Here is a 12,949-nt window from a genome sequence, read left to right on the forward strand (position 1 = left end):
ATATGAGCAACGATAAAGTAAATAATGGAAAATTCTTAGGCGCTCTAATACGAATCAATTGTAGAAGTGCAAAAAATTTACATGCTAAAAACTTTATCTTTCAAAATCTCTTAAAAGTCTTTGAGGAGGGGTTGGAAGGCCTGTAAATTACGCTTTTTAGATTAATGCAATCTGATTTGCATTAAATGCATGGGGATTGTAAAATCTCAGGTCTAAAAAGCCCAAATGTCTTTAAGTAGGTGGGACTCCTATCTTACATACAATACCCGCGTTCTGAGCACTGGAGGAGTAATTGGGCTTGGAAGTTTCTATTCAGTGAGTCTATGGTAATGGGGTTTCTTTTATATGGATCGTCTCTGCTTTGGCGGTAGATAATTTGGGTTTTTAAGATCCTTTTAGAACCATCAGGCTCAAACTTGAAATTTTGCTCGCTATATTGGTGCAAGTAAAACACCCCATCTACAACCTTAAAGGTGATATAAAGGATGCGATAAAGTTTGCCAGAAATATGTCCAGAAAATTCTAAGGTAAGGTAATTTCTCTTATAGACAAAATCAGCCCGGCCAACCCCGTCCATACAAAATTTTTTCCGTAAAGCCCTGCCATTTTTCATGATCTTTAAGCAGCTAGTTAGGTTATTTTTGGATTCATCGGTCGTAGTTTGGCTAATTAGAGTGTAGTGTGTTCCATCTAAAGAAACATCTTGGGCGCTAGTATCTGTATAAGTCCTTGTGTGTCTAGTATCTATTTTATTTTGTAAATTCTTTAAAAGTGTGTCATCAACAGCATACATGGGAAATTGGTACGCATCATCGGGCTGATCATAAAAGACTTTTTGATCAACACAAAAGCGGGCTAAATAAAAAGTACCATGTATAAGATTAAATGCGATGTTAATGTTAGACTTCTTCCCGGGAGTTGTAGGTGTGGAGTCTGTGTGCTTAGAGAGTGTAAAATTAACCCTATCAGAGCCATCTGTGCTGCTTAACTCTATGCTCTCAAAGCCTTTTAAACAAAAACCTTTGTATAATCTCCCCTCAAATAAAACCCCCAAACAAACCCCCTGCAAACCTTGATCGCCATGGGTTTGTGCGCGTGCATAGAGAAAGGTATAAGACTCACCATTAAGATTTACAGTTCTTTGGTTATTTGTATCAGAAGTAAAGTTATGATAATTACCCGTCGTATTATTAGACTTTTCAACAAAGTCTTTTGTCCATTGGAGTAGCTGTTCTCTGGCTTGAAAAACACCCATAGCATGTAAACACACAAGCCCCAGAAGCGCTAAAATTAAGAGTGTTTTTTTCATATCAATCTCCTTTATAAACAATACCCGCTTTTTTTGCACTTAGATAACAAATCTTCTTGAAAGTTACTATCTAGCGATCTAAAGTTAATGGGGTGTTTGCGTTGTGGATCATCTCTGGATTGGCGATAAACAATTTGCGTGCCTATAAGCTTTTGCATGCCATTTGGGCCTATTTTAAAATTTTGCTCGCTGTATTGGTGCAACCAAAATTCCCCCTATGAGTCTAAGGGTGTATAATTCACCTTGCATATAGATATAATCCATAGAGCTTTGCAACGCCTCACCCCTGAATCTAAAGACGCGTTTTTTATCTTTCAAGCTCTCTAAAAGTTGGTTATTGATCGCTTGCAGGGGGAATTTGTGATCGTTGTTAGGATCGTCTCTGGGCTGCTTATAAAATAAATGGCATCTTTTCTGCTCAAAGTCCTCACACTCTGTAAAGCTGTATAAATAAAACGCATTATCTTTAGCAATTCTAAAAGCCAATATAACAGGCTTAGAGTGAGAAGCTAAGGTTGGTGTAGAGGGGATAAAGCGCGACATTTTAAATCTAAGAAGTCTGATCCCTTGATTAGGGTTGAAAAAAGAGAGTTTTGTAAAATTTTTTAGACAAAACCCTTTGCTTAGTTTGCCCTGAGGTGAAATGATTCCTAAGCACATACCCTTAGCGCTCACTTTTTTATAGTTTTTGTAAACCTCCCCATAAGCACTTAGAAGGGTGGTGCTTACCCAATTTTTTAGATTATCCGGACAAGATATGCGGTATTTGACCGCCCAATTAGAATTAGCTAACTCCTCTTGCTTAGGGTATAACAATGTGGTGTATTGTCCTTGCTCAAAGGGTTGCATAAAATCTTTGAGCCACTGTTTGATCTGGGTTAAAGCGTTGCGTTGTTCCTCTAAAGTTGGATACCGCGGATTGGTTGCTTGCGTGGTTTTATGGGCTTGGTGGGCTGTTGGCTTTGAACTTTCTCTTGCGTGCTTTAGTGAGCATCCTAACACCAAAAGTCCTACCAAAAACCATAAAATCACCCGTATCATAGCCAACCTCTTACTCTCTGGAACACAAGCCACGCATCCGGCACTCTGTTTCTAATTTTGATAGCTTATCAATACTTAACTCACCCCATGTAATCAAGTTCTTAGCACTTGGATCGTCTCTGGGCTGGCGGTAGAAAATATCAGTGTTTAAAAGCTCTTTGATTTTAGTTTTTGCATCTATGCGGAAAACTTGTTGGCTAAGCTGATATAAATACAAATGCCCATTGATTTCTTTAAAAGTGAAGTAGTATTTATAGCTCTTCTTAAAGAGAGCAGAAGTAGATGAATCAGCAGCATAACTATCCTCTAAGGTCAAAAAACGATCTTTGTGGACAAATTTACTTTCACTAAATCCAGGAAAGCAAAAACCCTCTTGTATCTCTTTGACATAATTGCAATTAGCAAGGCGTGTGTTATCTAAATAGAAATAGGCAATAAGATGGATCAATTTGTAAGAATGATCTCCTATTAAAATCTCTTCTGGAGGGGTTTGAGGGGGGTGTTTAATTCCACAAGTCTGATTATGTGAAACATTTCTAAGGTCTTTTAAAAGTTTATCATTCACAAAACCCATTGCAACCTTGCGATTGGAATTGTCTCTAGAGAGGCAATAATGATCTAGGAGTGAATCGATGCTTTGTGTTCCGTAGTAATCCAGATAGAAGGTGTTATTAATTAATTTAAAAGCAAGGATAGGTATCACCGGGTTAGTTCTAAACCACTCTGCAAAGATTAAAGTCAAATAGGATTCTTGGTGGTATGAGACTACTTTGGTAAATATAAAGTCGCCACGCAAACAAAAGCCCTTATAAAGTTTTCCCTTAAACAAGATGCCCGAGCACATCCATACATCTTTAACTCTTTTAGCATCATCTGTATAAAACTCGGCCTTAGCATAAATAAAAGTGTATTTTTCCTGATTAATAGTAAAAGTGATCTTGTGCTCTAGACTCCAATTTGCTTGCGGCGTGATGACATAATAGCCATTGCTGTTATCGCCCCGTTCTTTTTTAATATAATTGCGCAGCCACTGCTTGACTTGCCCCATAGCCTCAGTGTGATCCATGCCTTGTAAACACGCAAAGCTTGCTAGCCAGATTAACACCCACAAAATCCCTCGCATGCATCTCCATTTCTTATCTTTAATTTGCATATCAAAGTTACTAAATTTTACAACAAATGTAGCTAGATCGCAACAAAGCTTAATGTAGCTAAAAAGCTAGACAATAGATGTTAGAAATACAAACAACCCGTGCTAAAATGCGTATTCTTAAAACTTTGTACATAAAATAGAGGAATTGTAAGAAAACCATGATTAGGCTTTGGATTTTATGGATTGGCTGGATTGTTTTAGCCTACACACAACCACCCACGCTAACAGAAATTGAGGCCCAAGCGCATTAATCCAGAATGTGTGTTTACATTTATTTCTTTGATTGAGCACAGCTCTTTTAACTTTAAGGAGTGGGATACAACGCATCAAGGGATTAAATGGATCAAGGCGCACACATCTTACTATATAGATACATGGGATCAACAACATATCAGTGCTAAATTGTATTTTAACTGGCAACAAGAAGACTCTAAGCATCTAAAATTTTTGGGCACAGGCACGATGGGGTGGGTGGACTATAACCTAAAGACTCAGCAATTACAAGAATCTGTGCAACAAACCAAACTCACATTCCCTATAAAATGGGCAGATAAACTAAAGACTTGTTTGCAATTTTGTGATTGGCAACAAACTGCAATTTTGCAAAAGCGCTTTAAAAATCAGAGCTTACAAACCTACCCTATACAAAGAATTATAGGCAAAGGCAGAGCGTATTTTTATTCCTCCCCCCAGAAAACTTGTCAAACCCACAACCTGTTTTTAATCCCTAAAGACAAGATTTATTTACTGCGATCTCAAGATCGGTTCAGTTTTGTGGCCTATAAACGCAAAAACAAAGAGATCATCTATTTGTGGATCAAGAATACAAGAATAGGTCATGTACTAAAAGTACCACAGAACCACATATTTTGTAGTAGTATCTAGTAGTAGGTACTACCTTAACACAATGCCTTTGTCTCTGGAATCATTAATTTCTCTCATAGACCAGTCTTGTTTTTCATTGACACCTGTCTAAACTTGCAACAAGAAAGTATTACACTAACAAAACCCTAGAGAAAAACAAAAGGCAGGTGGTTCACTTAGTGTAATGATAATAAGCAGGCGTATTTAAAAGTGCTTTGCGATGAGATCTTTTGAAAAGAGAATTTTGTAGAAAACATCGTTTGGCTTAAAGGCAACGCACAAGATGTATCAGCATTACAAAAAAATTATTCATAATATTTTAGCTTAAAGTGTGTTTGTGTTAGAATAGGCGCTTTTAAAGGAAATTTAATGATCACCATTCCTGTCGTGATGGCTTTTGATTTGAATTATTATGTAGCTGGGGGAGTGGCTGTGTATTCTCTACTCATGCACGCTACGCAAGAAAAAGAGGGAGAACCCCTATTTTATAAAATCCACCTGCTAGTACAAGGTCTGGATTTTTCCCACCAAAAAGAACTAATGAGAATTGCTGCCCCTTTTGCTAACTTTTCTGCAATCATATTCCACGATATAGGGCAGAATAAACCAGGGTTTGGAAAATTCTTTGAGCAAAATATCACCCCTATTCTCTCCTATTTGCGTCCTGCACTTTTAAAGCGCTTTTCAAGTCTAGTTTTCTACCGCTTTTTTTTAAGCTCTCTTTTTCCCGAGTATGACAAAATTATAGCCTGTGATGTGGATATGCTCTTTGAACGCGATATAAGCCCTGCTTACTTTGCCTTTGATACAGATGAGCCCTATTATCTTGCAGCCGTTAGAGAAAATTGGCATAGGAGCGTAGAATATTTAGAAGAAACTTATAGGAATACCGCTAAAGAATTAGGTGCTGGATCAGATATTAATTCTAGGGCAGATATGGAGGCGCTTTTTTGTTGTTGTATTAATGTTGGCTTTATTGTGGCTAATCTTAAAAAGTGGCGCGAAGATAGCTTAGAGAGCCGTATGATTGCAATTTTCAAAGAAAAGGGGTCTAAACTTGTTGCCTTTGAACAAGAAGTAATTAATCTTGCCTGCCAAGGGCAAATTTTAGAATTGCCCCGCGTTTATAACTATGTAGCAGATGTTTTCAACGACTATTCTGAAATGCAAACTCCTGTGATATGGCATTTTTTGGGTGAGAAGCCATGGAAGTTTATAGGAGGGAGGGGAACAGAACTTCGCTTTAAGCGATGGATGCGTGCTTTTCTCCTAGCCTCTCTTTCTTCTGAGAAGTTTTTAATCCACCCGTTTTTACAAAGCAACCTTGATTTATCCCTCATTAATCACATGATCAGTAAAAAAACCCTAGCTAAACTCTTCATTTTTAAGATTAAAAAGTATTTAAAAAATAAGCTCACAAGAATAAAAAAGTGGCTTTCTTAGCTTTAAAGAAAAATTAGAACTTTTGCGGAGCAGCGCTTAGATTGTAGATTTTAAAAGACCGTGAGAATAAATAATTAAGTTTAGCTTAAAAAGTCTTGCAGTATAATCGGCGTAGCTGGTGCTTAAACTTCATTTAAAGCTTGTGCTTTAACTATTCTAAATCCCATTTTTTTATTAAGGTGTGTGTGTATGCGCAGAGTAACGCTATTTCTCTGTGGCTGCTCTTTACTAATTAGCAGTGCGCAGGCTATCAAAACTAAAACCCTCAAGAAAATACAAACCACAGAAGCTGTTCAAGATGAGGATGCTCCTAAAAGCTGGCGCAGTGATGGGGTGAAAAATTATTTGGGTAGCCGCACGGTGATCTCTAATAAACAACTCACCCATGAGGCTAACATGAGTATTGAACAGGCCTTACAAAATGTGCCCGGTATTCATATTAGAAATTTTACAGGTGTGGGGGCTATGCCTAGCTTTTCTATTAGAGGCTTTGGGGGCGGAAGTCCGGGGCATAGTAACACCGAGCTTGTTTTAGTCAATGGGATTCCTATCTATGTTGCGCCCTATGCGCTCATTGGTATTTCTATTTTTCCGGTAACTTTCCAATCTGTTGATCGAATCAGTGTGATTAAGGGGGGCGAAAGCGTACAATACGGGCCTAATGCCTTTGGAGGCGTGATCAATATCATCACTAAGCCTATCCCGGAAAAATGGAGTAACCAAATAGCCCAGAGGGTAACATACTGGGGGCGCTCTAAAAATGGGGGTTTTATTACCTCTACAAGTACACCGCTAAATAAAAGTCTGGGCAATAATTTTTTATATAACACCTATTTAAAATCAGGGGGCATGTTTAATAAATATGTGGGTGTGATGGCACAGGCTAACTACATCACTGGGCAAGGGTTTAGATACAATAGCCCCACCACCATTCAAAATTACATGCTTGATGGAATCTATCAAATCAACGCTACAAATAAAATCACCGTCTCCTACCAGTACTATAAGTATTTCTTAACCGATCCGGGATCTTTAGGACAGGTTGCGTATGATCAAAATCGCTTCCAAAATGATCGGCCTAATAACACCAAAAGCGGGGATGCTAATCGCTGGAGTGCGGTGTATCAAACTTTATTTGGAGATTCAGACAAGGTAGGTGGGGATTTTACTCTCACTTACTGGGGACATGACATGAGCCGGGATTTCCAAATGGATTCAAACTATTTAAATGTCAACACCAACCCGGCTAAGGGGTTAGTTTATACAAATGATAACTACCCCGGGTTTTTTATTGTCAACCACGCTAGACATTTTCTAGTTAACTCTATCGAGCCTAATGTTAACTTAAATGTTGTTACTAAATCTATGAAGCAAACAATCAAAGTGGGTATGCGTGTTATGACAAGTGATATTTTACTCCACCCTTTGCAATCCACTTGCCAAGCTTCAGATATAGTTAATGGCAAGTGTAATATGCCCACTCCCACGCCACTTTTAAAGTCTAGCGAAGAGATGAATAATAATTACACAGCGGCTTATGTGAGTGATAAAATGGAATTTCTTAATGGTAGATTGATTTTTACGCCCGGGTTGCGCTACACCCGTGTTAATTACAACCAAAAAGTTCCAGAAAAACCCGATTATAGCCAAATGCAAACTCTAAAAAGGGATTTTAATGAATGGAGTCCGGCTGTTAATCTTGGGTATAAGCCTATGCAAAATTGGTTATTTTACTTTAACTACCGCAGAAGTTTTATTCCGCCACAAAACCGCATGATTGCCTTGTATTCAAGCAATTACAACCAAATTTTTGATGGGATAGAGGCTGGATCGCGCTATAGTTATAAAGACAAACTTAGTTTTAATGCAAGTTATTTTGTTACCTTTGCACAGCGTTACTATTCAGGGGGCTATAGCCCGGGGCCGGTTAATGCTAGAAGTCAGGGCGTGGAGTTAGAGCTTTACTACACCCCCATTAGAGGCTTGCAATTCCACGCGGCCTACACCTATATTAATGCTGTTGTTACAAATAATGTAATAGATGATACCAACTGGTTTATTGGCATTGTAGATCATCCCTTTAGCATTAAAGGTAAAAAACTTCCCTATGTCAGTCCTAATCAGTTTATCTTTGATGCGATGTATACTTATAAAGGTACGACTATTGGGATTAGCAGTTATTTTTATAGCCGCGCTTATTCTTCTGTGCTCAATCAGGCTAAATCAGAAACGGTTTGTTTCCCTACAAATCCTGCTAAAACCGGTGGCGTGAGTTTTGGGTGTAATAGCGTTGGGCTTTTGCCTTGGTACTGGTTATGGAATATTCAAGTAAGCCAAGTTTTTTGGCAAAGCGGGCGGCATAAAATTGTGGGTAGTTTACAGGTCAATAATATTTTTAACATGAAATATTATTTTAGAGGCATTGGCACTAGTCCTACAGGCATGGAACCCGGACCCGGGCGCTCAGTAACGGCGTATTTGAGTTATCAGTTTTAAATACCCCCAAGGTGTCCGGCGCACTATTGATCAAAGCGAAATTACATGTACTAAAACGACATGGCAAAAATGGCGTGATGACGCGCGCACGCAAACAACCCCCCGTCCGCCTAGAGAACATAGCTAAATACCCAGAGTATGCTAATCAAGCTGACTTTAAGACCTTATCTAAAAATAAGGCGGCACTGCGCTAGTCTAAACAGATTAACGGGCATTATGTGGTTGTAGAGCAGTTACAAAAGGGGCAGAATGAGCTAGCTTTTAAGACAATGTATTTTGAAAAAGGGGATTTAACCAAAAACCCAGCCTTTACCCCGGCAATGCCACAAGAGCACCTTAACCGCCCTAGTTATGAGCTAGGAGTTAAGCAAGCGTCCGACGCAAAGGCAGAACAGAGCCTTATAAAAAACCCCCTTAAAAGTCAAGAATTTAATAACTACAATTTTATAAGGAGGCTAAAGCTAAGGGTTTAAGTTATGCGGAGTTTAAGGTTTTAAAAGATCAAGAGAAAGCCACTAGAGCCCTACACACTACAAGATACATTGAGTTTAAAAAAGCTGAGAGTCAAAACATTAAAGACTTGCTAGATACTAGCAAACCCTGAAAAATGCTTAAGCCCGATCAGATCACAGAGAGATTATTAGATCAAGTTAAAAAGCATAATGCTAAGGTGTGGGTAGGGGAGTTAAATAACTCAAGCATTATTGAGCATTTAGGGTTAAGACCAGATCGACCTATTAAGTTTATTGCTAATGGTGAAGCTCTTATACATGTGCAAAGACGACATGGGATTAATTCCATCCACCATAAAAGAGGACAACCACCCATAGAAACCGCAGACATAGCGAATTATCCAAGTATGGTTAATGATGCAGACATCATACATATTAAGAAACATAATGCGATTAAAACGCTTGTGAGTGGCAAACAGATTAACGGATACTTTGTTGTAGTAGAAGTTGTAGGAGCGAAGAATGGACAACTGAACCTAAAGACCATGTATAAGGAAAATGGGAAGTTAGAAAATAGCCCAATATTTAAAGATAGTGCGTATATACGACTATCAACAGATAGCGCAAGTCCATAACTGCAGGTAAACTACAGGCCTTGCTTAGACGCAACAGGCACTATCAGGTCAGAATGCTACTACAACCAATATTAAAAATCAAACCTAGTACAAGTGTAGGCATCTAAAACATTTGTTTTTAATTTTTATGCATTTCAATCAATGATTTTGTAATAGATTCTAATAGTGTAATGGCATGCTAATCTCATATTTCAGCGATAATTTATCAAAAAATATCTAACAATCTTAAGGCAGGCGTTTACAACTCAAAGTGACATACTAAAAAAATTTATAGAAATTTTTTTCTACTTAGGCCTTAACACCATAACTCTTTAAGCTAAAATCAGGGCTAGAGATGTCGTGGTATTTATCAAAAAAGGTCTGTAGCGCCTTTTGGATTTGTTGCTTAAGAGAGGCGCGCGTGTTGTCCTTAGCAAAGAAAGAGGCCTCTTTGGGGAGTAGTTTTGGAAATTGTGTGCCCTTAAAACTAATGTGTCCATGTTTAAAAGCCTTTGCCATAAAGCTATAGGCGGCCTCCTTTTCAAGATTATAATCCTGTATGAGTTTTAAAAATTCTTGTTCTCTTTGTGTGTCTGCGTAGTCTCTAAAGCTAGCGCGGATATCAGACTCCCCTTGCGGCAGATGTTTAATAAAGCCCAAAATTAGCTCTTCTTTGTCGCGTAGTTGTGTGCTAGATTTAATACCGGATTGGACACTTTTGAGCGCCTCCTCTTGCTCTTTGCCTTGCGATTTTGTGTATTGTTCAATGAGGTTTAAAATATATTCCAGATTGATTTCAACCTGCTTGATAAGCTCTATTTCAAAAACACAATCTTCAAACTCTTTAGGTATTTTTTCTCCCTTTTCTCCTCTCTCTGCTTTGATTTTTGTGTGTAAATCCAAATAATGGCTTTGGTAATCTTGTAATTCTCTAGCCGTGATGAGAAAATTATCCTCCCCAAATTCTGGAAAACACTCTAAAATATTGCGTACCTTAAGGATTTTATTATAAAGAGTGATAAAATCTTTTTGATCGCTCTCTTTTTTGGTGTACTCTGAAAAGTCTTTTAGGGGGTATGTTTCTTTGAGCTTTAAGATCAGGGGTTTATAGCCCTCATAAATTTTTTCATCCTCCTCATACCCCTCATAGTAATCTTTAAAAGTTTTTAAAAGCACGATTTTATGCGAATCCTCATCCCCAAAGAGTTTTAAAGCTTGGTTGAGATGATCCTCTAGGGGTCTAAAGCACACAATATTACCAAATTTCTTAGTTACATCATAGATCCGATTAGTCCTTGAAAAGGCCTGCAACAAGCCATGGTATTTGAGATTTTTATCCACAAAAAGCGTGTTGCAAGTAGGCGCATCAAAGCCGGTTAAAAACATGTTCACCACAATGAGCAAATCAATTTCTCTCTTTTTCATCTTCTCAGAGACGCTTTTATAATAGTCGTGGAAAACATCTAAACTATAATTGCTCTGAAACATATCGTTGTAATCCTGCATAGCTTGTTTTAAAAATTCTTTGTCATCCTTCTCTAATTTGTTTGCATCCTCGTTGTTTTCATCCTCGCTATCCTCGCTCTGGTAACTATAAATCAGGGCTATTTTTAGGGTGCTTGTCTTTCTTTTGAAAACCTCATAATAAGTCTTAGCCGCCCCAATGCTAGCACAGGCCAAAAGGGCATTAAAATTCTTGTTTTTAGTGAGCTTACTCCATTCTTTTAGAATCGTATCTGCTACTTTAGCGATGCGTTCAGGGTGTAGCCAGTTCTCTTCTTTTAAATCCTCGGAGGTATCCACATTATAATAGTGCATTAAAAAGGGTAAGACATTTTTATCATCAATAGCATTGATGATTGTATAGCTGTGTAATTTCCTCCCAAATCTGCCCTCTGTGGTGATAGCAGGCTTGCTCTCGCAATTTTGCTCAAAAATAGGAGTCCCCGTAAAACCATAAATATGGTGTTTTTTAAAGGCTTGAGCAATTTTTGCATGCATTGTACCTAACTGGCTTCTGTGGCACTCATCAAAGACAAGCAACACTTCTTTTTCAAAGATAGGAGACTTTGGTTTTGCTTTAACAAGTAAGTAGAGCTTTTGAATCGTAGTGATGAGAGTCTTTTTGCTTAAACTCGTATCTTCTAACTGGATTTGTAGGGTTTTGGCGTTTTTATTAGAACTCGCGCTATTTTTCTGGAATTTTTCATACTCTTTCATGGTCTGGTGATCTAGGTCTTTTCGATCCACCACAAAGAGCACCTTATGGATATAATCTAGGTCTCCGGCTAGCTGGGCTAATTTAAAACTGGTTAGAGTCTTGCCGCTACCTGTGGTGTGCCAAACATAACCGCCACTTTTTGATTTCTCATGAGTGCCATAAGTTTTTTGGTGGTGGGTGATGTGGATTTGTTTTAAAATCTCCTCTAAAGCAGCAATTTGATAGGGACGCATCACAAGCAATTTAGAATCGCTTGTAAACACAGAGTAATAAACAAGTAGGCTTAAAAGTGTGTGTTTGTTAAAAAAGGCCGGGATAAAATCCTCTAGATCTTCTAAGCGCTTGTTGTGTGCATCTGCCCAGTAGTGGGTAAAGACAAAGGAATCTGCGCTTTTATCTAACCTTGTGGTGTTGCTATAGTACTTGGTCTTTGTCCCATTGCTAATTACAAAGATTTGTACAAAACCAAAAAGGTTTTCTTGTTTAATCAAATTTTGTTTATAGTCCTGGATTTGTTCAAAGGCATTTTTTAGACCCACCCCTCTTTTTTTAAGTTCAATAAGCACTAAGGGCAAGCCATTGACCAAAATCCCTACATCGTAGCGATTAGATTTATCTGGGGTTGTGTACTGGCTCACCACTTGCAAGCTATTTTTGTAGATATTTTGCTTATCTAAGAGTGTGATATTCTCTGTTTCTCCACTATCAAACTTAAAGATTTGCTTATAATCGCGCTGGATTATCTGGGTTTTATCAAGAGCACTAGCTGTTTTAGGGTTAATTTGCAGATAAAAGCGCTCCCACTCACTGGAGCTAAATTCTGGTTTGTCTTTACGGCCTATTTTTTCAAATACTGGCTTGTTTAATTTTTCAATCTGTCTTTTTAAATTAGCCTTTAAATCTTGATCTTTACTAGGTTTAAAGTAGGCATAGCCTAACTCTTTTAATTGTGAAAGTAACAACTCTTCTAACTCTGCCTCGCTCTGGTGTGCTCCCTCTTTAGCTCTGCTTTGTGGTCTTTGTGCTACTACCGTACTTTTTTCCCCGCGTGCAATTTGTTCTAAGGTGCTGAATTGCTTATCCTCATCTTTAAAACCAGAAACTAGGGTATTTTCTGTACTCATGCTTGTCCTTTAAAATCTAGTAGGTGGTTTAAATAATAGTTAAATTGTTTTTTACGCGCCCTAATCTCAGCTGGGATGCCTTGCTCTAGATCAGAGCTGAGGGCTTGGAGTTGATCTAAAATACCGGCTATTTTTTCTTGAATAAGAAGAGGGGGGAGGGGGAGCGCGTAGCGTTGCAAGCGTTGTATGTCAACTGCTGCAAAACTAGAAATATTGGTATTTTTTAAACACC

General features: G+C 38.2%; 12 protein-coding genes. 6 read left to right on the plus strand and 6 right to left on the minus strand.

The features are described 5' to 3' along the window. Window positions 1-253 precede the first annotated feature (253 nt). Genes G6Q06_RS08640 through G6Q06_RS07190 form a run of 4 tightly spaced genes read right to left on the minus strand, consistent with a single transcriptional unit; the run spans window position 254 to window position 3,473 of the window. On the minus strand, window positions 254-1,309 hold the full coding sequence (locus G6Q06_RS08640; RefSeq protein WP_240328724.1) for a hypothetical protein: 1,056 nt from the start codon (window positions 1,307-1,309) through the stop codon (window positions 254-256). A gap of 11 nt (window positions 1,310-1,320) precedes the next feature. Further along, a complete protein-coding gene (locus tag G6Q06_RS07180; RefSeq protein WP_163533683.1) occupies window positions 1,321-1,467 on the minus strand; it encodes a hypothetical protein in 147 nt (48 codons plus the stop codon). A gap of 16 nt (window positions 1,468-1,483) precedes the next feature. Further along, window positions 1,484-2,350, minus strand: coding sequence for a hypothetical protein (locus G6Q06_RS07185; protein ID WP_163566168.1), 867 nt, complete (start codon window positions 2,348-2,350; stop codon window positions 1,484-1,486). 10 nt (window positions 2,351-2,360) lie between these two features. After that, window positions 2,361-3,473, minus strand: coding sequence for a hypothetical protein (locus G6Q06_RS07190; protein WP_163566169.1), 1,113 nt, complete (start codon window positions 3,471-3,473; stop codon window positions 2,361-2,363). A gap of 291 nt (window positions 3,474-3,764) precedes the next feature. Here G6Q06_RS07190 and G6Q06_RS07195 point away from each other — a divergent pair, with 291 nt between their 5' ends. The 6 genes from G6Q06_RS07195 (at window position 3,765) to G6Q06_RS07220 (ending at window position 9,393) form a co-directional block, all read left to right on the plus strand. Next, a complete protein-coding gene (locus tag G6Q06_RS07195; RefSeq protein ID WP_163566170.1) occupies window positions 3,765-4,388 on the plus strand; it encodes a hypothetical protein in 624 nt (207 codons plus the stop codon). A 348-nt stretch (window positions 4,389-4,736) separates the two neighbouring features. Beyond that, window positions 4,737-5,810, plus strand: coding sequence for a glycosyltransferase family 8 protein (locus tag G6Q06_RS07200; RefSeq protein ID WP_240329329.1), 1,074 nt, complete (start codon window positions 4,737-4,739; stop codon window positions 5,808-5,810). A gap of 189 nt (window positions 5,811-5,999) precedes the next feature. After that, on the plus strand, window positions 6,000-8,306 hold the full coding sequence (locus G6Q06_RS07205; protein WP_163566171.1) for a TonB-dependent receptor family protein: 2,307 nt from the start codon (window positions 6,000-6,002) through the stop codon (window positions 8,304-8,306). Window positions 8,307-8,332: 26 nt separating this feature from the next. Continuing rightward, complete coding sequence (locus G6Q06_RS07210; protein ID WP_163566172.1) at window positions 8,333-8,500, plus strand: hypothetical protein; 168 nt, start codon at window positions 8,333-8,335, stop codon at window positions 8,498-8,500. Window positions 8,501-8,509: 9 nt separating this feature from the next. Beyond that, entirely contained in the window at window positions 8,510-8,779 is a 270-nt protein-coding gene (locus G6Q06_RS07215) for a hypothetical protein (protein ID WP_163566180.1), read from the plus strand. 134 nt (window positions 8,780-8,913) lie between these two features. Next, window positions 8,914-9,393 (plus strand): hypothetical protein, encoded by a 480-nt coding sequence (locus G6Q06_RS07220; protein ID WP_163566173.1) that lies wholly within the window; start codon window positions 8,914-8,916, stop codon window positions 9,391-9,393. Between the two features lie 288 nt (window positions 9,394-9,681). Here G6Q06_RS07220 and G6Q06_RS07225 read toward each other — a convergent pair whose 3' ends face one another. Continuing rightward, window positions 9,682-12,717: a type I restriction endonuclease subunit R gene (locus G6Q06_RS07225; protein WP_163566174.1), complete on the minus strand. Its 3,036-nt coding sequence runs from the start codon at window positions 12,715-12,717 to the stop codon at window positions 9,682-9,684. Continuing rightward, a partial coding sequence (locus G6Q06_RS07230; protein WP_163566175.1) for a restriction endonuclease subunit S occupies window positions 12,714-12,949 on the minus strand: 236 nt, incomplete at its 5' end. The genes G6Q06_RS07225 and G6Q06_RS07230, both read right to left, overlap by 4 nt.

It is taken from the genome of Helicobacter suis, assembly GCF_902196135.1.
GTDB classification, from domain to species: domain Bacteria; phylum Campylobacterota; class Campylobacteria; order Campylobacterales; family Helicobacteraceae; genus Helicobacter; species Helicobacter suis_A.